The following is a 26362-nucleotide window of genomic DNA, read 5'->3' as shown; positions in this document are numbered from 1 at the left end:
GTTCTCAGGAGCAGTACTTCGTGATTTCGAAAGCCATGCGCATGGCTCGAGTGGGCAGCGGCTCGGAACTGGTCGCTGCCCTTCTCCTGGCCCTGGGGTTCCCGTGCACAATGCTCGCGGCCATAATCCCCAACCTGTGGTTCTTTGCAGGCGCTGCCGCAGTGACCTACCTGGCCGACCAGTACCTGCACCACTGCGGGAGTTACCTGGTCAACCGGCTCGCCGCCGTCCGTGCGGGGCTTTCGATCCGTTTCCTGGTCCGTCAACTGCTGCTGATCCTGTTGCTCTCCCGTATGGGTTACGGGGAGCAGGCGCTGTTCTATGTGACGATCGCCTGCCTGCTGGCCTTCTATGGTCTCCAGGCGCCACAGGGCGCGGTCGTCACCCTCATCAGGCTCCGCCGCAAGCTCCCCGTGGTCACGCGCAACGTCGACCTGGAGGACGCGCGCATCCCGGACGCGCCGCCGCGGCTGCTGATGAACCGCCCCGCGGAGAAGATGCTTCACCTGGATGTCTTCTCGGTCGCAGGCGTGCTGGTCGCGATCGAGACCGGCGTCCACGGCTTCGCCTACGCGGGCTTCGCCCTCACGCTGCTTCTCGCGGTCGGCTACCTGGCGGCGCTCCTCCCGTACATCCGCCCGAAGCGGCTCGTGCCGCCCGACGCCAAGATCCTGGGCGCGGTGAGCAACTGGCTGCGCGAGTACAGGCCGACCGTGGTTCTCTACTTCTCCGGCTCCAAGGACTCGGCCTACCAGGTCAACATGTGGCTGGAGACGATGGCGCAGCTCGATGGGCGCCCGCTGATCCTGCTGCGTGAGCGCGCGATACTGCCCCAGCTGGGCACGACATCGGTGCCGGTGCTCTGTGTGCCCGGTGGCGTGCACCTGATGAATCTGGACCTCTCCTCGGTGCGGGTCGCGCTGTACGCGGCCAACGTCGGCAAGAACATCCACCTGCTGCGGGTGCCCACGATGAAGCACGTCTTCATTGGCCACGGCGACAGCGACAAGCTCGCCAGCGTCAACCCGTACAGCAAGGTCTACGACGAGGTGTGGACCGCGGGCCGGGCCGGCCGGGACCGTTACGCGCTGGCCGATGTCGGCGTACGTGACGAGGACATCGTCGAGGTGGGCCGCCCGCAGCTGGCTTCCATCCAGCCGTGGACCGGCGCGCCGAAGAACCCGATCCCGACCGTTCTGTACGCCCCCACCTGGGAGGGCTGGGACGACAACCCCGGCAACACCTCGCTGCTCCTGGCCGGTGAGAACATCGTCAAGCGGCTGCTGAACTCCGAGAAGCCGGTCCGGCTGCTCTACAAGCCGCACCCCTTCACCGGCACTCGCAGCGCCAAGGCCAAGGCCGCGCACCAGCGGATCGTCGCGATGATCGAGAAGGCCGCGGTCGAGCGCGCAGCCGACCCCCGCTGGGCGGCCGAATCCGCGGCGCTCCAGCCGGTACGGGCCGAGGCGCAGGCCGACCTGGCCCGTATCGAGGCGCGACTGGAGGCACTGTCCAGCGGTGGCCGCGTCGCCGGTGACGAGGCCGAGACGTCTCGCGACTCGCTGGCCGACCCGGTGCGCGAGGCCGAGATCGCACGGCTCAGGGACGAGTGGAACGCCTCTTCCTGGCGTGAGCTCGGCTGGTGGGAGCACAAGATCGTCACGGGCGCCCGGATGCGGCTGTACGACTGCTTCAACGAATCGGACGCCATGGTGTCGGACATCTCCAGCGTGGTGTCGGACTTCATCGCGAGCGGCAAGCCGTACGCGGTCACCGACTCGGCGGCACTGGGTGACGACGAATTCCGTCGGCAGAACACCGCGGTCCGTGCGGCGGTCGTCCTGTCCAACGCCGCCACCGAGCTGGACGCCCTGCTCGCCGCAGTGGCGGACCCTTCGGCGGACACCCTGGCGGAGGACCGGCGGGAGCTGAAGGAGTACTTGCTCGGTCCCGACGAGCCCACCTCGATCGTTCAGTTCGACACAGCCGTGAAGGCACTCGCCGCCAAGGCGGAGGCCCGGAACGCCGGTCTGGCCAGAAGCCTCGGCGAACGCGTCACCGGCTGAGCCTTCCCGGCCCTTAGCACGAACCACCTGGCCCGGCATAGCCCTGAAAAGGGTTGTGCCGGGTTTTTGTGAGGTGACTCACTCTTTTGGTGTGCGCGATCGAGGCAACCGACGTGCGGTTTCACCTGTCTTCTGTTGATGTGAATGACATGTCAACTCCCGATGTGACCGTGATCATCGGCGCTTATGAGGCAATGCCCTACCTCGTTCGCTGCCTCGAGTCGGTGGAGAATCAGACCTTGGGCGCCGACCGGATCGAGATCGTGGCGGTCGACGACGGCTCGACCGACGGCACCGGTGAGTACCTGGAGGAGTTCGCGGCCCGGACCTCGGTTCCGACTCGGGTGGTCAGGCAGGCGAATTCCGGCGGCCCCAGCGGGCCGCGCAATGTGGGTCTCGGAATGGCCCGGGGACGCTACGTCTTCTTCCTCGACGCCGACGACTACTTCGGTGACGAGGCCCTGGAACGGATGGTGACGCGGGCCGACCGGGCGAAGACCGATGTGGTGCTCGGCAAGGTGGTCGGGGTCAATCGAGGGGCGCCCCGGTCGATGTGGACGGCCACCAAGGACCGGGTGAACGTATACAACTCCAAGATTATTTACACGCTGAGTGCACAGAAGCTCTTCCGGCGTGAACTGCTGGAGCGCATCGGTCTGCAGTTCGACGAGGGACTCAAGACCGGTGAGGACGCGCTCTTCACCATGGAGGCGTATCTCCGGGGTGCCGGGGTGTCCGTCATATCCAATTACATCTGCTATTACCTGGTCGGCCGGGACGACGGAAAGCACGTCACCAAGAGCGGCACCTACGAATGGCGCTTCGACTCCGCGCGAGCCATGATGGCGCTCATCCACCGGCTCGAACCCGCGGGGCCGAGGCGGGACTTCTTGATGGTCCGCCCGTTCACGGTCGGGCTGATCCAGCAGTTCGGGCCCAATTTCCTCCGGGACTCCCAGGAGGTCCGGCGCCACAAGATGGAACTGGCGGCGCCGCTCATGGACATGTACTGGAACGACGGCGTCGCACGCCTGATCAAGGTCGCCGAGCGGCTGCGGCTCGCCGCGGTCGCGCGGGGCCGGGCCGATGTGCTGGTGGACCACCTGACCTATCTGCAGGAGAAAACCGTTCCGGAGGTGGTCAGCTCCCGCAAGGGTGACAAGCTCTTTCTCGCGTACCCGCACTTCCGGGACCGTTCGAGTGGACTCTCGGACTCCGATTTCGAGGTCACGGTGCCCGACTGGCGCGACGGCAAGCGCATCGAGAAGCCCGAGGTCGTCCCCGGTCGGCCGTCGTTGTCGAGGCGTGTCGTCCGGCGTATGCGGCGGGACGTCCGACGCTGGCGAGCGCGGATCACTACAGGCTGAGGACGGACCCCAGGTCTCGGTACGAGTTCCGTCCCCGTGCGTGGGATTCGGCACACAGGGAATCGCACAGTAAGGCTCAGTAAGGTCGGCTCGGAAGGTCGCGGCCGCGGCAAGACCGATATCCCTACCACGAGGACGGGTCACGTGAAGGCTCTCGTACTGTCCGGAGGAGCGGGCACCCGCCTGCGTCCCATTACGCACACCTCGGCCAAGCAATTGGTACCCGTCGCGAACAAGCCCGTGCTTTTCTACGGCCTGGAGGCCATCTCCGAAGCGGGTATCACCGAGGTCGGCATCATCGTCGGCGACACCGCACAGGAGATCCGGGAAGCGGTCGGCGACGGATCCCGGTTCGGCGTCGAGGTCACGTACATTCCGCAGGACGAGCCGCTGGGCCTCGCCCATGCGGTGTTGATCGCCCGGGAGTTCCTGGGCGACGACGACTTCGTCATGTACCTGGGTGACAACTTCATCGTCGGTGGGATCACCGGCCTGGTGGAGGAGTTCCGTTCGGACCGGCCCGACGCGCAGATCCTGCTGACCCAGGTGCCCAACCCGACCTCCTTCGGCGTGGCGGAACTCGACGCCGAAGGCCGGGTGGCGTCGCTGGAGGAGAAGCCGAAGGAGCCCAAGAGCGATCTGGCGCTCGTCGGTGTCTATCTCTTCACCCCCGCCATCCACGAGGCCGTCCGCTCGATCGAGCCGTCCTGGCGAGGAGAGCTGGAGATCACGCACGCCATCCAGTGGCTGATCGACCAGCGGCGTGACGTCCGTTCCACCACCATCCGCGGGTACTGGAAGGACACCGGTAACGTCACCGACATGCTGGAGGTCAACCGGACCGTGCTGGAGACCATCGAGCCGTCCTGCGAGGAGGCCGAGGTCGACGAGAACAGCGAGATCATCGGCCGGGTGCGGATCGAGGCCGGCGCCAAGGTCAGCGGCAGCCGCATCGTGGGGCCGGCCGTCATCGGGGCCCGGTCGGTGATCAGCGGCGCGTACGTGGGCCCTTTCACCTCGGTCGCGGAGGACTGCCGGATCGAGGACAGCGAGATCGAGTACTCCATCGTCCTGCGGGGCGCCTCCGTCGCCGGTGTCCGACGCGTCGAGGCGTCGCTCATCGGCCATGACGTCGAGGTGACCCCCGCACCCCGTTCCCCGTCCGCCCACCGGCTCGTCCTCGGTGACCACAGCAAGGTGCAGATCTCTTCATGACCACCGACATCCTGGTGACCGGCGGTGCCGGTTTCATCGGCTCGCACTACGTCCGTACGCTGCTCGGCCCCCACGGCCCCGGAGACGTCGCCGTCACCGTGCTCGACAAGCTCACCTACGCGGGCAACCCGGCCAACCTCGACGAGGTGCGCGACCACCCCGGTTTCAGGTTTGTGCAGGGCGACATCTGCGACGCCGACCTGGTGTCCGAGCTGATGGCCGAACACGACCAGGTGGTGCACTTCGCCGCCGAGTCCCATGTGGACCGCTCGATCGACGGCGGCGCCGAGTTCGTCCGCACGAATGTCGTGGGCACCCACACCCTGGTCCACGCCGCGCACCTGGCCGGCATCGACACCTTCGTGCACATCTCCACCGACGAGGTCTACGGCTCGATCGACGAGGGCTCCTGGCCCGAGACCGACCCGCTCGCGCCCAACTCGCCCTACTCCGCGGCCAAGGCGTCCAGCGATTTGATCGCCCTCTCCTACCACCGCACCCATGGCCTCGACGTGCGGGTGACCCGCTGCTCCAACAACTACGGGCACCACCACTTCCCCGAGAAGGTCATCCCGCTGTTCGTCACCAACCTGCTCGACGGCAAGACGGTCCCGCTGTACGGCGACGGCGCCAACGTCCGCGACTGGCTGCACATCGACGACCACGTCCAGGGCATCGAACTGGTGCGTACGAAGGGCCGGGCCGGCGAGGTCTACAACATCGGTGGCGGCACCGAGCTCTCCAACAAGGAGCTGACCGGCCAGCTGCTCGACGCCTGTGGGGCCGACTGGGACACCAGCGTCACCTATGTCGAGGACCGCAAGGGCCACGACCGCCGCTACTCGGTGGACTGCACCAAGATCCGTGAGGAGCTCGGCTACGAGCCCCGCAAGGACTTCCGCATCGGACTGGCCGAGACCGTGCAGTGGTACCGCGACAACCGCGCCTGGTGGGAGCCGCTGAAGGACCGGGCCGCGCTGTGAGCGCGGTCTGGCTGGTCACCGGGGCCGCCGGCATGCTGGGCCGGGACGTCCTGGCGCGGCTCGCCGGTGAGGATGTCACCGCGGTCGCCGCGGACCGCGCCGCCCTGGACATCGCCGACCCCGGAGCGGTGCGTGCCGGTTTCCGGGAGCACCGTCCCGCCGTGGTGGTGAACTGCGCCGCCTGGACCGCCGTCGACGACGCCGAGACCCAGGAGGACGCCGCTCTGCGGGTCAACGGCACCGGCCCCGGGGTCCTTGCCGCGGCCTGCCACGAACACGGCGCCGTCCTCCTCCAGGTCTCCACCGACTACGTCTTCGCCGGGGACGACGGGAAGCCGTACGCCGAGGACGCCCCCACAGGGCCGCGCAGTGCCTACGGCCGCACCAAACTGGCCGGCGAACAGGCCGTGCTGAGGGCGCTTCCGGACACCGGCTATGTGGTCCGTACCGCCTGGCTGTACGGCGCGGGCGGCGGCAACTTCGTCCGCACGATGATCAAGCTGGAGAGCGTCAAGGACACCCTCGATGTGGTGAACGACCAGCGCGGACAGCCCACCTGGACCGTTGATCTCGCCGACCGGCTGGTCCGGCTCGGACAGGCCGCGCTCACGGGCGCCGCACCGGCGGGCGTCTACCACGCCACCAGCGGCGGAGAGACGACCTGGTTCGGCCTCAGCCGGGAGGTCTTCCGGCTGCTCGGTGCCGACCCCGCACGCGTCCGCCCCACGACCAGCGACTCCTTCGTACGGCCGGCCCCCCGGCCCGCGTTCAGCGTGCTGGGACACGAACGCTGGGCGGCGGCCGGGATCGAACCGATCCGGGACTGGCGGGCGGCGCTGGAAGAGGCATTTCCGGAACTCCTTGCAGCAGAGCGGTCATGATCGTCGAATGATCGTATCGGCGGTCGATTCCCGCCGATATCAAGAATCCGAACAACGCGGGTTTACGTTTCGGGGAACGGTTACATCGCGGCGCGCTCATGGGGTAACTTCGCCCGGAGCCGGACCAGTTGGATTCCTCCGAAGGGCTGCTCCACGTGAACCGCCACGACTTTCTGCGTCAAATGCACCGCGTATACCGTCCCCGGAACTATTTGGAGATCGGGGTCAACGACGGCAGAAGCCTGGCTCTCTCCAGAGTGCCCTCTGTCGCAGTCGACCCCGCCTTCCGGGTGGTGACGGACATCAGCTGCGACGTGCACCTGGTCAAGGCGACGAGCGACGACTTCTTCGCCCGCAAGGACCCCCTGCTCCACCTGCGCAACGGCCGCAACCCGTTCCGGGCCCTCGCCCGCCGTGACGCCCTCAACGTGTTCGGAGGGGACCCGAAGCTGGAGCTCGCCTTCATCGACGGCATGCATCTCTTCGAGTACGCCTTGCGCGACTTCATGAACGTCGAGAAGCACTCCCGCTGGTCGAGCGTGATCGTGCTGGACGACATGCTGCCGCGCGATGTCGACGAGGCGGCCCGCGACCGGCACACCAAGTTCTGGACCGGCGATGTGTACAAGGTGGTGCAGGTGCTGCGCCGCTATCGCCCCGATCTGGTGGTCGTCGAACTGGACACGGCACCGACGGGTGTGGTCGCCGTGTTCGGTGCCAACCCGGAGAGCGACGTCCTCAAGAACGCGTACGACAAGATCATCGAGGAGTACGTCGTCCCCGATCCGCAGGACGTGCCCGAGGAGGTGCTGGTGCGGAAGAACGCCGTCCAGCCCGAGAGGCTGCTCGGCGCCGACTTCTGGCCGGCCCTGGTCCGTGCCCGCAACCTGCGCCGCCCGCGCTCGGCGTTCTCCTCCCTGCGGGGGCGCATCGAGGCCGTGACGGGCTGACCGGCCCCGGACGTACGCAGCCCCCGTGGTCCGTCCGGATCACGGGGGCTGCGTACGTCCCTGCCCGGGTTCAGCCGCGGGCGCGCAGGTGCGCGTAGTACGCCTGGCACGCCTCGTACGACGGCAGCAGGCCCTGCTCCTCGGCCTCGGCCAGCGAGGGGGCCGCGGCGTCCTTGTCGGACAGGAGGGGGAGGATCCCCTGAGGCCACTCGATGCCCAGCTCGGGGTCGAGCGGGTTGATGCCGTGCTCACGGCCGGGTGCGTAGCCCTCGGAGCAGAGATAGACGACCGTCGCGTCGTCCGTCAGGGCCATGAAGGCATGGCCGAGACCTTCGGCGAGGTAGACGGAGTGGTGGTCCACGTCGTCGAGCCGGACCGCTTCCCACTGCTTGTACGTGGGGGAGCCGACCCGGACGTCCACGATCACGTCGAGCACCGCGCCACGCACGCACTTGACGTACTTTGCCTGGCTCGGCGGCACGTCGGCGAAGTGGACGCCACGCAGCGTGCCCCGGCTGGAGACGGAGCAGTTGGCCTGTGCGAGCCGCAGCGTGTGTCCTGCGGCTTCGCCGAGGTCCGCCGCCTTGAACCACTCGTGGAAGCTGCCGCGGCTGTCCGGGAAGACCTTGGGTTCATGGACCCAGGCCCCGGGGATGGAGAGTTGACGCATGGGATCACGTCCTCGTTCCGAAGTGTTCGGTGCTGGTGCTGGTGCTGGTGCTGGTGCTGGTGCTGGCGGGTCGGCTTCGGCAGGGATCAGCCGGTGAGCCGGGAGGCGAGACGGCGGGCCCGCTTGCGACCCGATGGGGGCAGCCTGCGCACGATCGGGCCGCCGACGGTGCGCAGCGCGCGGTGCAGGGCCATCCTGCGGCGTTGCGCGGCCACGCCGTTCATGACCGAGGCGTCGGCCTCGGGCAGCTGCGGGTCCAGCTCGATCCGGCCGCTGCCGCTGATGGTGACGTCGCAGAGTTCGAGCGCGGGGCCCTTGTCCCCGTCCAGCCGCACGGAGAGCTTCCAGACGCCCGCCGCGACGCCCGGGGCGCGTGGAGGCACGGTGAGGTGGACCCGTCCCTTCGTCGGGTGCAGCGAGGTGCGTAACGAGTGCACGGCCGAGCCCGTTTCCTGGCTCAGGACCAGTTGGGCGTCGGAGGCAAGGGTCGTGGTGGTGGTGAAGAGATCCACGCGCAGCTCGGGCCGACGGCCCCGGGCCTGCAGAACGGGACGGCCGTCCAGATAGGCGGCGAGCTTCTTGCTGCGGCGGGCGACATCGAGCGTGAGGTTGCCGTGCGGGTCGGTGAAGTAGGGGATGACGGCGCGGGCCGGCGACCCGAGCGATGCGGGCAGACAGTCGGTGTCCACCTCCGGCGCGCGGTCGGCGCCCAGTCGTGCCTTGCGGACCAGACCCAGACCGCGCAGCGGCACCCAGATGTCCCAGAAGCCGCGGGAAACCCGGCCGCGGCCCTTGACCGCCTCCGACGAGACATGACCGCTGCCGCGCAGGACGACCTCGAAGGACCCGTCGCCGAGGTCCTCGATCCGGGTGGTGAACGTCGCGGGGCAGGGCCACTCGACGGCCGTCTCGCGATTGCGCAGGGACAGCTCGGCGGAGAAGCCGTCCATGTCGTCGGTGACATCGATGAGCTCGTCCTCGGCGAGCAGCCCGTCGCCGTTGTCCGGGTGCAGGAAGTAACGGCCGTCCCGCCGCAGCAGCTTCACCGGGGACTCGTCGTCGCCCTGGACCAGCCGGGCGGTGACGGTGACAGCGGCGCGGCCGTCCGGCTCCCAGGAGAACTGCTCCAGCCGGGCGGAGGCCTTGACGGACCCCGCGAACCGGGCGATCCGGAGCAGGCCCTCCCGGTCGTCGCGGCGCAGGAGCGTGGACCGGATCCGCAGCAGCGGGCCGAGACCGTCATGCACGCCGTCGCCCATGAAGTCGAGGGCCAACTGCCTTATCGCGTCGCACATCTCGGCGAAGAATTCGGGTTGGTACCTGGTCACCGCGGGTTCGCTGAGCCGACTCAGCATCTCGACCCGGTAGAAGCGGCGGAGCAGCAGGTCCCGGTAGGCGCCCGGCTCGGTGTTGGCCACGACGACGTCCAGGACCTCGCGGAGGTTTCCGTAGTACTGGGCCGGCACGATCCTGGTGGATCCGGCGTTCTTGCCGTCGTCGCGCCGGGAGTAGAAGTAGCAGGTGTAGGTGCCCAGGATGGAGACGACCTCGGCCGGGAAATAGGCCTGCATCATGTAGAGCTGGTCCTCCAGGCGGCGCTTCCCCTCGGGGTAGGCGATGCCGTTCTTGCGGAGGAACTCCGTACGGAACATCTTGTGCGGCGTGAGGCTGTCGTACAGCGGAGCGTCGCGCAGCGTGCACTTCTCGCGGTTCTTCTTGAACACGCCGTGCGGGACACCGCGGAAGTTGCTGGCCACCTTGCCGATGACGATGTCCGAGCCGTTGCGGTGCCCCATCTCGTACAGCCGTCGCAGGGCGTCGGACGCGAGGTGGTCGTCCTGGTCGACGAACTGGACGTACTCGCCCTTGGCCTCCGCCACGCCGATGTTGCGGGGCTTCCCGGGCCATCCCGAGTTGGGAATCGTGATCACCCGGAAATGAGGGTGTTCCAGCGCCAGCTTCTCGAGCCGTTCAGGCGTGTCGTCCGTCGAGCCGTCGTTGACGAAGAGAACCTCGAATTCCCCTGCTGGGAGGGTCTGTTGCAGAAGCGAGTCGATGCAGGGGGTGATGTACTTGCCCGGGTTGTACACCGGAATGACGACACTTACTTTGACTGGCATCGTAGGTCCCATGTCTTGGAGGTGCCTGAAGACGGCAGCACATGCGGGGCCGACACTCCAACACTGCCGAGACGGGGAAAGACCGCCGCCATGCACCCTATCGGCAGTTAGATGAGCGAAACGTTCCTATGGTTGTTTTGCTTCCGTCACCCCTGCATTGCCGTCACCCCTGCATTGCCATCACCCCGGCATCGCCGTCACCCCCGCATCGCCGTCACCCCCGCATCGCCGGCGCCCCGCATGCGCCGGCGGACGCGCAGGGTGTCGAACGGGCGGACGCTCCACCGTGGCTTCGACAACAGGGCGCCGGAGCTCCGTCGCTCTCCTGCTCCCGAACGGGAGGGGGCCGGATGCGTGACCCACTCCGCCGCTCGCCCGTCCACGGTCCGGAACGCGGGCGCACCGATTCCGCCGCTCGCGTAGATTGGCCAGGGCTGGGCGAGGCCGAATCATTGGGGAAGTACGTGTCAGGGGCAAGGCAGGGCGTCGCAGAGGCCCGCAGGATCGTGGTCAAGGTCGGTTCCTCGTCCCTGACCACCGCGGCGGGTGGCCTCGACGCGGACCGGGTGGACGCGCTCGTGGACGTCCTCGCCAAGGTGAGGAGCGGCGGGGAGCGCGAGATCGTGCTCGTCTCCAGCGGCGCCATCGCGGCCGGACTTGCCCCGCTCGGACTGCACCGCCGCCCCAGGGACCTGGCCAGGCAGCAGGCCGCCGCCAGCGTCGGGCAGGGGCTGCTCGTCGCCCGCTACACCGCCTCCTTCGCGCGTTACGGCGTACGCGTCGGCCAGGTGCTGCTCACCAGCAACGACACCAGCCGCCGCGCCCACTACCGCAATGCCTGCCGCACCCTCGACCAGCTCCTGGACATGGGCGCCTTCCCGATCGTCAACGAGAACGACACCGTCGCCACCGACGAGATCCGGTTCGGCGACAACGACCGGCTCGCCGCGCTCGTCGCCCATCTCGTCCGCGCCGATCTGCTGGTCCTCCTGTCGGACGTGGACGGTCTCTACGACGGGGATCCCAGCACCCCGGGCACCACACGGATCGCCGAAGTGGCCGGTCCCGAGGATCTCGCGGGTGTCGTGATCGGCAGTGCGGGGAAGTCGGGCGTCGGCACCGGGGGCATGGTCACGAAGGTCGAGGCGGCCAGGATCGCCACGGCCGCAGGAGTCCCGGTCGTCCTCACCTCGGCCAGCCAGGCCGCGGACGCCCTGGCCGGACGCGACACCGGTACCTACTTCCACCGCACCGGACGCCGCTCGGCGGACCGGCTGCTCTGGCTCGCCCACGCCTCCACCCCGCAGGGTGCGCTCACCCTGGACGACGGGGCCGTACGGGCAGTCGTCGAGCGGCACAGCTCGCTGCTGCCCGCCGGAATCGCCGCGGTCCAGGGCGATTTCACCGCGGGCGACCCGGTGGAACTCCGCGACCTCCAAGGCCGTCCCGTCGCCCGCGGTCTCGTCAACTTCGACGCCAGGGAGATCCCGCAGCTGCTCGGCCGCTCCACCCGCGACCTGGCACGGGAACTCGGCCCGGCCTATGAGCGCGAGGTCGTACACAGGGACGATCTCGTGCTCCTGGACCGCTGACGGCCCTCCTGAAACGGCTGAAAGTCCAGCCTCGCGGCGGAGACCTTCACGAAAACCGCCCCATCGTCGGCCGCGGGCTGGTCAACTTTGTCACGGGGACACAGCGGTGACAGAGCACAGCAAACGCATTCACAGGAGGCCGCCGGTGAGACGAGCGCGCCCGGGGGCGCCACCCCGAGGAACGGGTGGCCGGGCCCTGACCAGCGTCGGAGCAGGTATCGACTTCGACGGGAGCCGGTCCGCGGACCGCAGGGACGACCGGACCACCGGGCCCGAACCCGTGGTGGCGAAGGAGGAGCGCACCCCTTCGAGACTCTGGCACGTCACGCTCAGTGTCTCGGGCGCCGAGTATCCGCTGAAGGAGGTCAGACGCGGTCTCGAACAGCTCGCGCACGACCACCCCTTCCTGCTGACCAGCCGGTACGCCAACGACCACGCCGAGATCCGCTACTGGGAAGAGGCCCGGGACCTGCACGACGCGGCGGCCGTAGCCCTGCGGCTGTGGGGGGAGCACCGCTCCACCGCCGGGCTTCCTCCCTGGGAGATCGTCGGCCTGGAAGTCATCGACCGCGAGACGTATCACCAGCGCGTCGCCGAGGGATACGGGCCGCCTCCGGCCGCGCCGGTCGGCGTGCACCCGTACTGAGTGCGGCGGTGTCGGGACGGTCTGAGTGCGGCGGTGTCGGGACGGTCGTCTCGCATCACGGGATACGTGCTGGATGCCCGCAGTGTGCGCACTACTCTGCGGGCATGACCACGCTCTCGCCGTACGACAACATGTCCCCGGTCGCGCAGGCCGCCTACCGGGCACGCGCCGCCGCCGCCGACATCGCACCGCTGCCGCGAGCGGCGAAGGACGACGCGCTGCTGGCCATCGCGGACGCCCTGGAGGTGCGGACGAGCGAGATCGTCGAGGCCAACGCCGAGGACGTCGCCCGGGCCCGCGAGGCCGGCACCAGTGAGTCGATCGTCGACCGGCTCACCCTCACCCCGGAGCGGGTCCGTGCCATCGCGGCCGATGTACGGGACGTCGCGGCGCTGCCCGACCCGGTCGGCGAGGTCGTTCGCGGCTCGACCCTGCCCAACGGTATCGACCTGCGTCAGGTGCGGGTGCCGCTCGGCGTGGTCGGGATCATCTACGAGGCCCGGCCCAATGTGACGGTCGACGCCGCGGCCCTCTGCCTGAAGTCGGGCAACGCCGTCCTGCTGCGCGGCTCGTCCTCCGCCTACGCGTCCAATACCGCCCTGGTGCGGGTGGTGCGCGACGCCGTGGGCGGCTCCGGCCTCCCCGCCGACGCGGTGCAACTGGTGCCCGGCGAGAGCCGCGACTCGGTGCGGGAACTGATGCGGGCCCGCGGGCTCGTCGACGTCCTCATCCCGCGCGGCGGCGCCTCGCTGATCCGCACCGTGGTCGAGGAATCCACCGTGCCGGTGATCGAGACCGGCACTGGCAACTGCCATGTGTACGTGGACGCGCAGACCGACATCGACACGGCCGTCGCCATCCTGGTCAACTCCAAGGCGCAGCGGCCGAGCGTCTGCAACGCCGCCGAGACGCTGCTCGTCCACAAGGACGTCGCCGCACAGTTCCTGCCGCGCGCGCTGGACGCTCTGGCCGATGCCGGGGTGACCGTGCACGGCGACGAGCAGGTGCTCCGGTACGCCGAGGGATCCAAGGCCACCGTGGTGCCGGCGACACCGGAGGACTGGGAGACCGAGTACCTCTCGTACGACATCGCCGCCGCCGTCGTGGAGTCGCTGGACGCGGCCGTCGCCCACATCAGGCTCTGGTCCTCCGGTCACACCGAGGCCATCGTGACCACCTCCCAGGCCGCGGCCCGCCGCTTCACCCAATTGGTGGACTCCACGACGGTGGCCGTGAACGCGTCGACGCGCTTCACCGACGGGGGCCAGTTCGGTTTCGGCGCCGAGATCGGCATCTCCACGCAGAAGCTGCACGCCAGAGGGCCGATGGGCCTGCCGGAGCTGACCTCGACGAAGTACATCGTCACCGGCGACGGACACGTACGGTGACCGCTCGGTTGCCGTGAATGTTGCGGGCTCCCTGCCCAGAACGACCCTGCGGGGCTAGTCTGGAAGCGTGCCGGACGACGTGGGGGGCAGGCCGTTCCAGGACGGCTGGGAGCCCGACGACGACCGCGGGGGCGCGGACGAGGACTTCGCCTCCGTGGTGTTCGACGAGGACTTCGTGCGGGCCGCGGAGATTCATGAACCGACCGCTGTGGAGCGGCTCCTCGCGGCTGCGCAGGCACGCGCCGAGGCCGAGGCGTCCCGGGCGAGGGCGGGCGGCGGCCCGTCGGACGACGACCCCCACGACGAGGGCTACGGGCCGGGCGGCGCATACGGCCGCGAGAGCGCCTACGACGACCTGTCGGACCTCGATGACGAGGACGCGTACGGCGACGGCCCCTACGGGCGCCACGGCGGTGCCCTGCGCCCCTACCGCGGTACGGCGCGCTGGCACCGGCCGGTGGCCTGGCTGCTCGCCGTACTGATGGGCATCGGGATGATCGCGCTGGCCTTCGGTGCCGTCTACCGCAACACCTCGGGCAACCGCCAGGAACCCACGCCGCCGCCCGCCTCCACCGGCGTGGACCGCGCCCCTCGCCCTGTCCCGAGCGCCGTCCCGTCGGCCCCGGTCAGCTACCTCCGGCCCACCGTCCCGGCAGCCCCGCGTTCGGGCTGACGGTGCCGCTCCCGCAGGGCCGGGCCCCGTGGGGCCCTGCCCCCGACCGGCCGGCCGGCTTCCTTGTCTGTCCCGGGGCGTCGGCCGGGGGTCTGGTTCGGGGCGGTTCTCTCGCGGCTCGGCGTTTACCCCGGTCGTAATCGACCTACCCTGAAGGTGTGACCCCTCGCCACGAGGGGGCTTCTCACCCGTCCGCACATGCGCAGTCATTCGGCGTCATACGAACTCATGACGTACAGGCCCCGTCCGAGGCCGTCCGGCCGGAGCAGAGCGAAGCGTTCCGGCCCCGGTCGGCGACGTGGAGTCGGGAGAAGTCATGGCAGACCGCGGAGAACCACCGGAAGGCCCGCAGGAGAACCCACCGGGCGGCGGTGACGACGAGTACCGGTCACTCGTCTTCGACGAGTCGTTCGTGCGTGCGGCACGGCTGAAGGAATTCTCCGCCCAGGAGCGCATGGGGGATCACGCCCGGGCCGTGCGCAGCCTCCCGGCCCGGGGCCTGCGCACTGGCTCCAAGGCCGCCATCGCGCTGGTGCTGCTGACCGCCCTGGCCTTCTCCATGGCCGTGTACGTGGGCTTCCGCCATCCCTACCAGGCACCCCTCGGCAGAACGGTCGAACCTCTGAGCTCGACCGTCGTGCCCCTGGTTCCCCAGGGAGCCGTGCCCGGCGGAACCCCTGCCGACCTGCTCGCGAAGAGCCCTGCCGCACAGTCCCCGACAGGTGTGGCAGGCATCAACTTCCCCGCGATCCGAGGGACGGGCAACTTCTCCGACACTCAGGTGGCGACGGCCCTGAGCACGGTCAAGGACTACCTCGTGGCGTCCTCGCTCGACCCGGCTGTCCTCACCAAGAACGCGGTGCGCCCGGTCGAGATGCTGCTCGACCCGGACCAGATGGCCCAGTTCGAGCGCAGCATGAGCCGGCCGGACAACGACGGTCAGCATGCCGCGACCGGCTGGCTGGTGCGGTTCGACCCGGCGAAGGTGGCCCTGGCCGCTGCGGACATCCGTGTCCGGGGCACCCTGAGCTACGCGGAAGTGGGGTCCGACACGCTTGAGGTGGCATCGGACCACACCTTCACCTACACCCTCCGACCGGCCGCCGCGGGGCCTCAACGGGCAGACGGGGCCTCGCTCTTCACCGTGCGGCGCGAGCTGCACTTCCGCTTCGACCAGGACGACCTGCGGCTGCACCGGCTGGAGCTGAGCACCAGTTACGTACTGGCCGGGCCGCAGTCGTGTCCGGGGGACTCCAGCGGTGCGCTGCAGCCCCTGCTCGCGGGGGAGCGCCCCGTCTCCCGCGGCCCCGCCGCCACCGATCCGTACGCGACGGACCGGCCCGCGGCGGCGCTCTGCGGAATGCTGGCGGTCAGCTCCCCTCAGCTCTCGGCCCCTCGGGGTTCCGGGGCTCCTGGGGCCTCGCAGAGTCCGTCGAGCCGTCCGTAGCACCGCCCTTGCGGGCCGAGCCGGCCCCGCCCTGACCGGTGAACTTGTCCCGGAGCTTGCCACCCAGGTCCCCGGCGCCGCCCGCTATGTCGCCGACCAGCTTCATCAGCGGATCCTTGCTGGAGCGCACCGAGTCCGCGTAGTGCGCCGCGGACTCCCGGAAGGAGTCCGTCACCGAGGTGTCCTTGTCCTCGTCGCGTCGCGGATAGTGACCGTCCATGATGCGCTGGTAGTCGCGGGTCTCGGACCACTTCTTCAACTCGGCCGCACGCACGGTGGTGAAGGGATGCGACCGGGGCAGCAGATTGAGGATCTTGAGCACCGAGTCGCGGAGATCGCCGCCCTTCTCGTACTCGTCGGCCTGGGCGAGGAAGGCGTCCACGTTCATCTCGTGCAGATGATTGCCGCCCGCGATCTTCATCAGACCGCGCATCGACGCCCGCAGATCCTGGCCGACCAGCAGCCCGGCCCGGTCGGCCGACAGCTCCGACTTGCGGAACCACTCGCGCAGTGCCGTCACGATCGCCATGATCGCGACGTTGCCCAGCGGGATCCAGGCGACTTTCAGCGCGATGCTGGTGAGGAACAGCAGAATCGTGCGGTACACCGCATGACCGGAGAGGGCGTGTCCCACCTCGTGGCCGACGACGGCCCGCATCTCCTCCTCGTCGAGCAGTTCCACCAGTCCGGTCGTCACCACGATGATCGGCTCGTCGAGACCGATGCACATGGCATTGGGCTGTGGGTCCTGGTTGACGTACATCGGCGGGACCTTCTGCAGGTCCAGGATGTAACAGGCGTCGCGCAGCATGTCGTTGAGATGGGCGAACTGGGCGTCGCTCACCCGGACGGAGTCGGAGAGGAAGAGCAGTCTCAGGCTGCGCTCGGGCAGCAGACCGCTCAGTGTCCTGAAGACGGTGTCAAAACCGCTCAGCTTGCGCAGGGCCACCAGGGCCGAGCGGTCTGCCGGGTGTTCATAGGCCCGGGACGAGATTCCGGCGAAACGCCTGCGCTGCCTGCTCGGCACGCTCTCGTGGTTCTCGTGGCTGCGTTCGGTCATGAAGATGGGCCCCCTGTTCGTACGAGACGTCGCTCGCCCCCTGACAGATCCCAGCCTAGGTGCTGGGGCTACCGTGTGCGGGGGGCTGTGGACAACTGAGGAGACGCCCGACATGCCGCACACCGTTGCCCTGCTCGCCGCCGCATCCGAGGACCAGGGACCGGGCAACACGCTCCGTATCGTGCTGCTCGTCTCGATCGTCGGAGCCTTCCTGCTGGGCTGGTTCCTGCTCCGTGGATACCGCGACGACGACAACAACGACTGAGTCGGCGTGAGCGTGCCAGGGGCGCCCGCATACGATGTGCGCGACGTCTACCTTCCGACTCCCGATCGATAGGTCCTGCCGAAGATGAGCCTCACGAGCACTGCGAACCAGCTGGTCACTCTTGCCGCCGAGGGTGGCGAGCACGGTGGCAACCACGAAAGCCTCAGTCCGCTTCTCACCGGAGGCGGTGCGTTCGTCGTGCTGGTGCTCCTGCTGTGGATCACCACGCGCTTCAACCGCGACCGCTGAGGCGAAGGCGTACAGCTGTGCCAGTAGGCTCTGCACGCATGGGAGAGCAGGAAGTGCCTACCGGCCGTGAAAAGCGCCGAATCGGCGTGATGGGCGGGACGTTTGACCCGATTCATCATGGACACCTGGTGGCGGCCAGCGAAGTGGCCGCCCAGTTCCACCTCGACGAGGTGATCTTCGTCCCGACCGGGCAACCGTGGCAGAAGAGCCACAAGCATGTCTCCCCGGCCGAGGACCGCTATCTGATGACGGTCATCGCGACAGCCTCCAACCCGCAGTTCTCGGTCAGCCGGAGCGACGTGGACCGCAGCGGACCGACGTACACCATCGATACACTGCGGGACCTGCGCGCGATCCATGGCGACGCGGACCTCTTCTTCATCACCGGTGCCGACGCGCTCTCCCAGATCCTCACCTGGCGGGACGCCGACGAACTGTTCTCGCTCGCCCACTTCATCGGAGTGACGCGGCCGGGACACCTGCTCACGGATGCCGGGCTGCCGGAGGGCGGCGTCTCCCTCGTGGAGGTGCCCGCACTGGCGATCTCTTCCACGGACTGCCGCGAGAGGGTCGCGAAGGGCGAGCCGGTCTGGTATTTGGTGCCGGACGGTGTGGTCCGCTACATCGACAAGCGCCAGCTGTACCGCGGCGAATGAGCCATGCAGAGGGGCACCGGTGAACGATCGACAGAACCCGTACGACCCGTACTACCAGCAGCCGCAGATCATCGGCTACGACGCATACGGGCAGCCGGTGTATCAGCAGGCCGGACAGCAGGCGTACGACCCGTATGCGCCTGAGCAGCCCCAGCAGCCCCAGCAGCCCCAGCAGCCCCAGCAGCCCCACCAGGCGGATCAGGGCTATGGATATGACCCGTACGCCCAGCAGCCGCAGTCCCCGCCGCCGCAGCCGTACGACCCGTACACCTCACAGCAGCAGCAACAGCCGCCGCCGCAGCAGCAGGCATACGGCGGGTACGACGCCTATGGCTACGACACCGGCCGGCAGCCCACCGCGGTCGACACCACTCAGCAGTGGAGCATTCCGCAGCAGGCCACCGCGCAGCCGTCACCGCCCCCACCCGCTCCGGTCCGTCCCCAGCCCGATTCCGTGGCCGAGACGGAACCGGCCGTCCTCGGGCAGCGCCGGGCGGACCGTGAACAGGGCACCGAGCAGTTCTCCTTCATCGAGGAGCCCGACGAGGACTCCGAAGACGTCATCGACTGGCTGAAGTTCACCGAGAGCCGCAGTGAGCGGCGCGAGGAGGCACGGCGCCGCGGCCGCAACCGCATGGTCGCGCTGATAGTCGCGGTGGTGCTGGTCGTGGTCGGCGGTGTCGGCTACCTCTGGGCCGCCGGAAAGATCCCTGGCCTCTCCGGTTCGGAGACGGACAACACCGCATCGACGGGCCCTCAGCAGCGGGACGTCATCGTGGTCCATCTGCACAACACCAAGAAGGGCGGGACCTCCACGGCGCTGCTCGTCGACAACGTCACGACCGGACAGGGGACCACGGTCCTGCTCCCCAACTCGCTCGCGGTCTCCGACGACGAGGGCGTCACGACCACCCTCGGCAAGTCCGTCGAGGACGACGGCACCACGGGCACCCGCGAGTCCATCGACTCGTTGCTCGGCACCAGGATCAGCGGCACCTGGCGGCTCGACACCCCCTACCTGGAGACCCTCGTCGACCTGGTCGGCAACATCGAGGTCGACACCGACACCGAGGTACCCGACACGAAGAAGGGCGCCTCCCCCCTGGTGAAGAAGGGCGAGGCGCAGACCCTGAGCGGCCGGATGGCCGTCGCGTACGCCACCTACCGGGCATCCGGCGAGGCCGAGGCGAAGCAGCTCATGCGGTTCGGGGCGGTCATGCGGGGAGTTCTGCGGAAGATCTCGGACGATCCCAAGGCCGCCACGGTCACCGTGCAGACGCTGGCCCAGATCCTCGATCCGTCGCTCCCCGAGAAGGACCTCGGCGCCTCGCTGGCCAAGCTGGCCCAACACGCGAAGGTCGGCGACTACAAGACGGCACTGCTTCCCGTGCAGGCCGACGGCACCCTCACCGACGCGGCCACCGAGAGCGTCGTCAAGGACATCCTGGGCGGCACGGTGAAGGCCCCGGACGCCGACGCGGCGGTCCGGGTCGCGGTCAAGAACGCCACTGGCGACAAGGACGGCACGGAGGCCGCCCGGATCGACCTGGTCAACGGCGGCTACGCCTTCGTCAGTGGGGGAACGACCGGGACCGTGGCTCTGTCCGAGGTCGTCTACAAGAGTGCGACGGACAAGGAGAAGGCCACGCAGGTCGCCAAGACCCTGGGCCTGCCGACGAGCGCACTCAAGCAGGGCAAGCCCGCCGCGAACGCGGATGTGTCCGTCGTGATCGGTCAGGACTACGAGATCAGATGACCGGGACCACGCCGCCCGGATGATGCCGATCCGGTCCGGAGACGTTCGCTTGCGTGGGCTGTCGGCGGTCCGTGAGACCCTAGAGGTTGACCTGACCGCCGACGAAAGCCTGCTTGTGACCGCCACGGACCGCTCCATCGAACTCATCAACGCCGCCGCCCAGGCGGCCGCCGACCGGCTCGCACACGACATCATCGCGTACGACGTCAGCGACGTGCTGTCGATCACAGACGCCTTCCTGCTGGCTTCGGCCCCCAACGACCGCCAGGTCAAGTCGATCGTCGACGAGATCGAGGAGCGGCTCCGGAAGGAGCTCGACGCCAAGCCGGTGCGCCGCGAGGGCGACCGCGACGCGCGCTGGATCCTCCTCGACTACGTCGACATCGTCATCCACGTCCAGCACAGCGAGGAGCGGGTCTTCTACGCGCTGGAGCGCCTGTGGAAGGACTGCCCCGAGATCCCGCTCCCCGAGGATGCCGTCAAGACGCGCGGCAAGGCCGCTGAGCACGCCCAGCTCACCGCCGGTACGGAAGGTGAGCAGAGCTGAACGGCAGCAGACGCGGCAGGGGCCGCAAGATCGTTCTCTGGCGGCACGGCCAGACGCAGTGGAATCTGGAGCGCCGTTTCCAGGGATCCACGGACATCGCGCTCACCGAGGCCGGAGTCGGGCAGGCCCAGCGGGCGGCCCGGCTGCTCGCCTCGCTGAGGCCGCACGCGATCGTCGCCTCCGATCTGCGGCGGGCGGCGGACACGGCGTCCGAGCTCGCCGCGATCACCGGCCTGGAAGTGGCGCTCGACGCGGGCCTGCGGGAGACGTACGCGGGCGCCTGGCAGGGCCTCACCCATGAGGAGATCATCGGGCAGTACGGCGAGCAGTACGCCGCATGGAAGCGCGGCGAGCCCGTGCGTCGCGGTGGCGGTGAGCTGGAGACCGAGGTCGCCGACCGGTCCGCCCCGGTCGTGCTCGAACATGCCGAGAAGCTGCCCGACGACGGCACGCTCGTCGTGGTCAGTCACGGAGGCACCATCCGTACGACCATCGGTCGGCTGCTGGGCCTGGAGTCGCATCACTGGGAGAGCCTCGGCGGGCTCTCCAACTGCTGCTGGTCGGTGCTGGGCGAGGGCGAGCGGGGCTGGCGCCTGCTGGAGCACAATGCCGGCACGCTGCCGGAGCCGGTGCTCGGCGACGACACCTAGGACGCCCTGGAGGACCGGAGCACCGGGGCCGGGAGCGCCGGTGCCCGCCCGTGCGGCGGGTTCGCGCGGTGCTCGGGGGCGGGCATCGGCCGGATTTCACTTTCTGGCTGGTCACAGGCTAGAGTTCTTCTTGTTCGCAGGGCGGAAACGCAGAGAAACACAGCGAACAGCGGGGCTATAGCTCAGTTGGTAGAGCGCCTGCATGGCATGCAGGAGGTCAGGAGTTCAATTCTCCTTAGCTCCACAGTCAAGATCCCGTCCCGTCAGGGGCGGGATCTTCGCGTTCCGGCGATGGCCGGGCCCTCGACTCCCAGGTGCCGACGGCTCCCCGACGGAGCGTCCGGTCACGCTTCCCGGCGTCGCCGCAGCGCCGCCGTCTGCTCCGCGCTCTCCTCGTCGGCCGGGGTGTAGGCCACGATCCGGCACTCCGGCAGCCCGTTGACGGACAGCGACACCGAGGTCATCCGTATCTCGGCGGTCGCCGCCCGGTGTCGCCGCCTCCACGATCCGGAGCGAACTCGGCGCATCCGGCGCCGGGTTGCAGCTCATGGTGGCCGGCTGCACCCTCACATACGCCTTGTTGCTGTCGTCGGTGCCCGGCTCGGCGGCCTGATCGGATGTGGCGGGGCGCGTCTGGCTGGGGCTCGCCTTCTTCGCTGCTGGCTCGCCGGCCTGCGGACTGGCCGTCGGAACCGGGCAACTGATCGCCTTCCGGCCGACCCAGGGGACAGGTGCGGTGGTGATTCCGGAGGTGCTCGGCCTCATGCAGCGTCACATCGCCGGGGAGCTGAGGGGGCGGGGCGCTCGGCGCCTGCGGCATGGTCCTCACCCCCGGTGCGGTCGTTTCGGCAGGCTCCGTCTCAACCGCCTTGATGCGCAAGGGGCACAGGGGTCCCCTCAGGCTCTCTGGGCGTGCGCTCTCGCGCTGTCGGTGGCTGCGATCGCGGGCGCCGCGGCGGGGCTCGTACGACGCCGCTGACCGGCCGGTCGTGCGGCGGGCTGACCCCCTTGCGGGGTCATGGCAGAATCGGACCGCCGGAGGGGGCGACGGACCGAACGGGAGGGAGCGCGATGCCTGCGAGCCGCCACGAGGTCCCGGACCTGCTGCTTGTCCCCAGTCACGGCGCCCGCGCCGCTCGTCCCGACGGTGATCCGTCCCGTGCGGTCCCTGCGCTCGGCGGGTACGGCGGGGCCTTCTGCGCGTGCATCGCCCGCGGCCTGAGCCGGAGCTGACGCATGGGTGCACACAGGCGTAAGTGCGACTGGTGCGGCAGCGGTACGCCCATCGTCAGGGACATGGAGCCGATCAATCCCGGGTACCAGTACTGGTGCGAGGAGTGCGCGCGGGCGCTGATCATAAAGGGCGACCCGATCGAGACCTACCGGGAGCTGGAGGGGGAGCCGATCTACGGGCGGCTGCTGGAGGAGCACTGCACGCTCAAGCGTTTCTACTCCTTCGCCACCGCGTGACCCCCTCGCCGCCGTTCGGAAGAGATGCCGCAAAAACGGCGAAACGGACGCAGGTGGGAATCGATTTGGTGGAGCGGCGGAGTCACCGGTAATGTTCTCGATGTCGCCAGGGGAAACCGGGCGGCGCACGGCAAGGGGCTATAGCTCAGTTGGTAGAGCGCCTGCATGGCATGCAGGAGGTCAGGAGTTCAATTCTCCTTAGCTCCACAGAGAAAGAACGAGAAGCGGGTCATCCTTATCGGATGGCCCGCTTCTCGTATGTCCAGGCCGCGTACGGCCGGCTCCAGCAGCCTTCGGTCCGTGGGGCAACGGGGGACGGTGGGCGCCGTGAAGAGCATGTCGGGTGCCCCATCGGACGGTGCGGGAATCGACCGGCTGTCCCGGCGCAGCGCGGTCCCCGGAGCAGCCGCTGCTCCCTGCGCGTTCCGCCGCGCGTTTGCTCCCGCCGCCCGTCCACGGACCGGCCGCGCCCGGCCCGGCTCCGGGCCTGTGCGGTACCCTGGCGCCATGCGTGCCGTACGCCTTCTGCTTAGCGAGCCGCGCTGATCAGTCCCGACCGGTGAGAATGCCTGGTCGGAATCGGCGCGGCGTCCCCTCCTGTGCGAGGGGATTTTTCGTTTCCGCAGACGCGTGTCGATGGACACGGGTGCCGGCAGATGACGATCGATGGAGCTTGAGGATCATGAGCGAGACGAATTCCGCAGCCGAGGCGGCTGCGCCGCACCGCTATACGGCGGCGATGGCCGCCGACATCGAGGCACGCTGGCAGGACTTCTGGGACGCAGCCGGCACCTACCAGGCGCCGAACCCGACCGGTGACCTGGCGGGCGATCCGGAGCAGGCGGCCAAGCCGAAGAAGTTCATCATGGACATGTTCCCGTACCCCTCGGGTGCGGGTCTGCACGTCGGCCACCCGCTGGGCTACATCGCCACCGACGTCTTCGCGCGGCACCAGCGGATGACCGGGCACAACGTGCTGCACACCCTGGGCTTCGACGCCTTCGGCCTGCCCGCGGAGCAGTACGCCGTGCAGACCGGCACGCACCCGCGGGTCTCCACCGAGGCCAACATCGCGAACATGACCGCCCAGCTGCGCCGGCTGGGCCTGGGCCACGACAAGCGCCGCTCGTTCGCCACGATCGAGTCGGAGTACTACAAGTGGACCCAGTGGATCTTCCTGCAGATCTTCAACTCCTGGTACGACACCGAGGCCGACCGGGCCCGCCCGATCGCCGACCTGGTCGCACAGTTCGAGAGCGGCTCGCGTGCCACCCCGGACGGCCGTGACTGGAACGAGCTGAGCGCCGTCGAGCGCGCGGACGTCCTGGGCGAGTACCGCCTGGCGTACGCCTCCGACGCGCCGGTCAACTGGGCGCCGGGCCTGGGCACCGTACTGGCCAACGAAGAGGTGACGGCCGACGGCCGCTCCGAGCGCGGAAACTTCCCCGTCTTCAAGGCCAAGCTGCGCCAGTGGAACATGCGCATCACCGCCTACGCCGACCGGCTGCTGAACGACCTGGACGGGCTGGACTGGCCCGAGGCCATCAAGCTGCAGCAGCGCAACTGGATCGGGCGTTCCGAGGGCGCGCGCGTCGACTTCCCGGTCGACGGTGCGGGCGCCATCACCGTCTTCACCACCCGCCAGGACACCCTGTTCGGCGCCACCTACATGGTGCTGGCGCCCGAGCACGAGCTGGTCGAGCGGATCATTCCGGCCGCCTGGCCCGAGGGCACGCACCCGGTGTGGACCGGCGGGTACGCGTCCCCGGCCGAGGCCGTCACCGCGTACCGCAAGCTGGCCGCCGCCAAGTCCGACGTGGAGCGGCAGGCCGAGGCCAAGGACAAGACCGGTGTCTTCACCGGTGCGTACGCGACCAACCCGGTCAGCGGCGAGAAGGTGCCCGTCTTCATCGCCGACTACGTCCTGATGGGGTATGGCACCGGCGCGATCATGGCCGTACCGGCGCACGACACGCGCGACTTCGCCTTCGCGCGCGCCTTCGAGCTGCCGATGCGCTGTGTCGTCGAGCCGTCGGACGACCGCGGCACCGACCCCGCCACGTGGGACGACGCCTTCGCCTCGTACGAGGCGAAGCTGGTCAACTCGGCCAACGACGAGATCTCGCTGAACGGTCTCGGCGTCGTCGACGCCAAGGCGAAGATCACCGAGTGGCTGCGGGAGCACGGCGTCGGCGAAGGCACCGTCAATTACCGGCTGCGCGACTGGCTGTTCAGCCGCCAGCGCTACTGGGGCGAGCCCTTCCCGATCGTCTACGACGAGGACGGCATCGCCCACCCGCTGCCCGAGTCGATGCTGCCCCTGGAACTGCCCGAGGTCGAGGACTACTCGCCGCGGACCTTCGACCCCGATGACGCCGACACCCAGCCCGAGACCCCGCTGTCCCGGAACGCCGACTGGGTCAACGTGACCCTGGACCTGGGCGACGGCAACGGTCCGAAGCAGTACCGTCGCGAGACCAACACCATGCCCAACTGGGCAGGATCCTGCTGGTACGAGCTGCGCTACCTGGACCCGAACAACGACCGGCAGCTGGTCGACCCGGAGATCGAGCAGTACTGGATGGGGCCGCGCGACGGGCAGCCGACCGGCGGCGTCGACCTGTACGTCGGCGGTGCCGAGCACGCCGTACTGCACCTGCTGTACGCCCGCTTCTGGTCCAAGGTGCTGCACGACCTGGGGCACATCTCGTCCGCCGAGCCGTTCCACAAGCTGTACAACCAGGGCATGATCCAGGCGTTCGTCTACCGGGACAGCCGCGGCATCGCGGTCCCGGCGGCCGAGGTCGAGGAGCGGGACGGAGCGTTCTACTACCAGGGCGAGAAGGTCAGCCGAGTCCTGGGCAAGATGGGCAAGTCCCTGAAGAACGCCGTCACGCCGGACGAGATCTGCGCCGAGTACGGCGCGGACACGCTGCGCCTGTACGAGATGGCCATGGGCCCCCTGGACGTGTCGCGGCCGTGGGACACGCGGGCCGTCGTCGGCCAGTACCGGCTGCTGCAGCGGCTGTGGCGCAACATCGTCGACGAGGAGACCGGCGAGGTCACCGTCGTCGACACGGAGCCGGACGAGGAGACGCTGCGGGCCCTGCACAAGGCGATCGACGGGGTCGGCCACGACATGGCGGGGATGCGCTTCAACACCGCCATCGCCAAGGTCACCGAGCTGAACAACCACCTGACCAAGGCGGGCGGCCCGCTGTCCCGGAGCGTCGCCGAGGCGCTGGTGCTGCTGGTGGCTCCGCTGGCGCCGCACATCGCCGAGGAGCTGTGGCGTCGCATGGGCCACACCGAGTCGGTTGTGCACCAGGACTTCCCGGTCGCCGACCCGGCATACGTCGTGGACGAGACCGTGACCTGCGTCGTGCAGGTCAAGGGCAAGGTCAAGGCGCGTCTGGAGATCTCCCCGTCGATCGCGGACGAGGAGCTGGAAGCGCTGGCCCTGGCCGACCCGGCGGTGGTTGCGGCGCTGAACGGTGCGGGGATCCGCAAGGTGATCGTGCGGGCTCCGAAGCTGGTCAACATCGTTCCGGCGTGATGCCGCTCGTCGTTCCCGCGTGAGAGCGCCGGCCGTCCACATGTGACGGCCGGCGCGCACCACCCGGTTGCCGTACGGCGATGTGGGGGCATTCCCCTAAGGGCAGGCTGGGGGTTTCGAAAGTACCCCTCTGCCTGCCCGTTCCGTCTACGGTG

Annotated in this window: 22 protein-coding genes, 2 tRNA genes and 1 pseudogene; 21 read left to right on the top strand and 4 right to left on the bottom strand. The window is 69.0% G+C overall.

Annotated features, from left to right (window positions below; translation table 11 throughout):
- Positions 1-20: 20 nt before the first annotated feature.
- The 6 genes from AB0L71_RS19505 (at position 21) to AB0L71_RS19480 (ending at position 7462) form a co-directional block, all read left to right on the top strand.
- Positions 21-2066 (top strand): hypothetical protein, encoded by a 2046-nt coding sequence (locus AB0L71_RS19505; protein ID WP_365244158.1) that lies wholly within the window; start codon positions 21-23, stop codon positions 2064-2066.
- A gap of 149 nt (positions 2067-2215) precedes the next feature.
- Complete coding sequence (locus tag AB0L71_RS19500; protein ID WP_365244156.1) at positions 2216-3433, top strand: glycosyltransferase family 2 protein; 1218 nt, start codon at positions 2216-2218, stop codon at positions 3431-3433.
- A gap of 144 nt (positions 3434-3577) precedes the next feature.
- Positions 3578-4648: a glucose-1-phosphate thymidylyltransferase gene (locus AB0L71_RS19495; protein WP_365244154.1), complete on the top strand. Its 1071-nt coding sequence runs from the start codon at positions 3578-3580 to the stop codon at positions 4646-4648.
- Positions 4645-5631 (top strand): dTDP-glucose 4,6-dehydratase, encoded by a 987-nt coding sequence (rfbB, locus tag AB0L71_RS19490; protein WP_365244152.1) that lies wholly within the window; start codon positions 4645-4647, stop codon positions 5629-5631. Before AB0L71_RS19495 ends, rfbB begins: the two co-directional genes overlap by 4 nt.
- Positions 5628-6512 (top strand): dTDP-4-dehydrorhamnose reductase, encoded by an 885-nt coding sequence (rfbD, locus tag AB0L71_RS19485; RefSeq protein ID WP_365244150.1) that lies wholly within the window; start codon positions 5628-5630, stop codon positions 6510-6512. The genes rfbB and rfbD overlap by 4 nt, the downstream gene beginning before the upstream one ends.
- 155 nt (positions 6513-6667) lie before the next feature.
- Positions 6668-7462 (top strand): class I SAM-dependent methyltransferase, encoded by a 795-nt coding sequence (locus AB0L71_RS19480; RefSeq protein WP_365244148.1) that lies wholly within the window; start codon positions 6668-6670, stop codon positions 7460-7462.
- 70 nt (positions 7463-7532) lie between these two features.
- Here AB0L71_RS19480 and rfbC read toward each other — a convergent pair whose 3' ends face one another.
- Together rfbC and AB0L71_RS19470 are read right to left on the bottom strand one after the other, a co-directional pair.
- Positions 7533-8132 (bottom strand): dTDP-4-dehydrorhamnose 3,5-epimerase, encoded by a 600-nt coding sequence (gene rfbC / locus AB0L71_RS19475; RefSeq protein WP_365244146.1) that lies wholly within the window; start codon positions 8130-8132, stop codon positions 7533-7535.
- An 86-nt stretch (positions 8133-8218) separates the two neighbouring features.
- Positions 8219-10252 (bottom strand): glycosyltransferase family A protein, encoded by a 2034-nt coding sequence (locus AB0L71_RS19470; RefSeq protein ID WP_365244144.1) that lies wholly within the window; start codon positions 10250-10252, stop codon positions 8219-8221.
- A gap of 506 nt (positions 10253-10758) precedes the next feature.
- On the opposite strand from AB0L71_RS19470, the gene proB reads away from it, so the two are divergent.
- The 5 genes from proB to AB0L71_RS19445 all read left to right on the top strand — a co-directional run bounded on the left by proB (position 10759) and on the right by AB0L71_RS19445 (position 15998).
- Positions 10759-11844 (top strand): glutamate 5-kinase, encoded by a 1086-nt coding sequence (proB, locus tag AB0L71_RS19465; protein ID WP_365244361.1) that lies wholly within the window; start codon positions 10759-10761, stop codon positions 11842-11844.
- A gap of 145 nt (positions 11845-11989) precedes the next feature.
- Positions 11990-12490, top strand: coding sequence for a hypothetical protein (locus tag AB0L71_RS19460; RefSeq protein ID WP_365244142.1), 501 nt, complete (start codon positions 11990-11992; stop codon positions 12488-12490).
- 104 nt (positions 12491-12594) lie between these two features.
- A complete protein-coding gene (locus AB0L71_RS19455) occupies positions 12595-13878 on the top strand; it encodes a glutamate-5-semialdehyde dehydrogenase (protein ID WP_365244140.1) in 1284 nt (427 codons plus the stop codon).
- Between the two features lie 67 nt (positions 13879-13945).
- On the top strand, positions 13946-14551 hold the full coding sequence (locus tag AB0L71_RS19450; protein ID WP_365244138.1) for a hypothetical protein: 606 nt from the start codon (positions 13946-13948) through the stop codon (positions 14549-14551).
- A 316-nt stretch (positions 14552-14867) separates the two neighbouring features.
- Positions 14868-15998, top strand: coding sequence for a hypothetical protein (locus AB0L71_RS19445; RefSeq protein WP_365244136.1), 1131 nt, complete (start codon positions 14868-14870; stop codon positions 15996-15998).
- Here AB0L71_RS19445 and AB0L71_RS19440 read toward each other — a convergent pair.
- Positions 15922-17058 (bottom strand): M48 family metallopeptidase, encoded by a 1137-nt coding sequence (locus AB0L71_RS19440; RefSeq protein WP_365244134.1) that lies wholly within the window; start codon positions 17056-17058, stop codon positions 15922-15924. The genes AB0L71_RS19445 and AB0L71_RS19440 overlap by 77 nt on opposite strands.
- Positions 17059-17170: 112 nt before the next feature.
- On the opposite strand from AB0L71_RS19440, the gene AB0L71_RS19435 reads away from it, so the two are divergent.
- The 7 genes from AB0L71_RS19435 (at position 17171) to AB0L71_RS19405 (ending at position 21425) form a co-directional block, all read left to right on the top strand.
- Complete coding sequence (locus AB0L71_RS19435) at positions 17171-17323, top strand: hypothetical protein (RefSeq protein ID WP_365244132.1); 153 nt, start codon at positions 17171-17173, stop codon at positions 17321-17323.
- A gap of 84 nt (positions 17324-17407) precedes the next feature.
- Positions 17408-17572: a hypothetical protein gene (locus AB0L71_RS19430; RefSeq protein WP_365244130.1), complete on the top strand. Its 165-nt coding sequence runs from the start codon at positions 17408-17410 to the stop codon at positions 17570-17572.
- A gap of 38 nt (positions 17573-17610) precedes the next feature.
- Positions 17611-18228 (top strand): nicotinate-nucleotide adenylyltransferase, encoded by a 618-nt coding sequence (nadD, locus tag AB0L71_RS19425; protein WP_365244129.1) that lies wholly within the window; start codon positions 17611-17613, stop codon positions 18226-18228.
- A gap of 19 nt (positions 18229-18247) precedes the next feature.
- Positions 18248-19984, top strand: a complete 1737-nt coding sequence (locus tag AB0L71_RS19420; RefSeq protein WP_365244127.1) for an LCP family protein — start codon at positions 18248-18250, stop codon at positions 19982-19984.
- Between the two features lie 115 nt (positions 19985-20099).
- Complete coding sequence (gene rsfS / locus AB0L71_RS19415; protein ID WP_365244125.1) at positions 20100-20531, top strand: ribosome silencing factor; 432 nt, start codon at positions 20100-20102, stop codon at positions 20529-20531.
- Positions 20528-21181, top strand: coding sequence for a histidine phosphatase family protein (locus AB0L71_RS19410; RefSeq protein WP_365244358.1), 654 nt, complete (start codon positions 20528-20530; stop codon positions 21179-21181). Before rsfS ends, AB0L71_RS19410 begins: the two co-directional genes overlap by 4 nt.
- Before the next feature lie 171 nt (positions 21182-21352).
- A tRNA-Ala gene (locus AB0L71_RS19405) sits at positions 21353-21425 on the top strand.
- Between the two features lie 100 nt (positions 21426-21525).
- Here AB0L71_RS19405 and AB0L71_RS19400 read toward each other — a convergent pair.
- Positions 21526-21654 (bottom strand): annotated as a pseudogene (locus tag AB0L71_RS19400) (transcriptional regulator); the annotation flags it as partial.
- A 763-nt stretch (positions 21655-22417) separates the two neighbouring features.
- On the opposite strand from AB0L71_RS19400, the gene AB0L71_RS19395 reads away from it, so the two are divergent.
- The 3 genes from AB0L71_RS19395 to leuS all read left to right on the top strand — a co-directional run bounded on the left by AB0L71_RS19395 (position 22418) and on the right by leuS (position 26207).
- Positions 22418-22651 (top strand): hypothetical protein, encoded by a 234-nt coding sequence (locus AB0L71_RS19395; protein WP_365244123.1) that lies wholly within the window; start codon positions 22418-22420, stop codon positions 22649-22651.
- A 134-nt stretch (positions 22652-22785) separates the two neighbouring features.
- A tRNA-Ala gene (locus AB0L71_RS19390) sits at positions 22786-22858 on the top strand.
- Between the two features lie 475 nt (positions 22859-23333).
- Entirely contained in the window at positions 23334-26207 is a 2874-nt protein-coding gene (leuS, locus tag AB0L71_RS19385; protein WP_365244121.1) for a leucine--tRNA ligase, read from the top strand.
- The last annotated feature ends 155 nt before the right edge of the window (positions 26208-26362 follow it).

Origin of the sequence: Streptomyces sp. NPDC052052, from assembly GCF_040680455.1 — a bacterium.
GTDB lineage: Bacteria > Actinomycetota > Actinomycetes > Streptomycetales > Streptomycetaceae > Streptomyces.
This window is presented reverse-complemented; position numbering and strand designations above follow the sequence as displayed.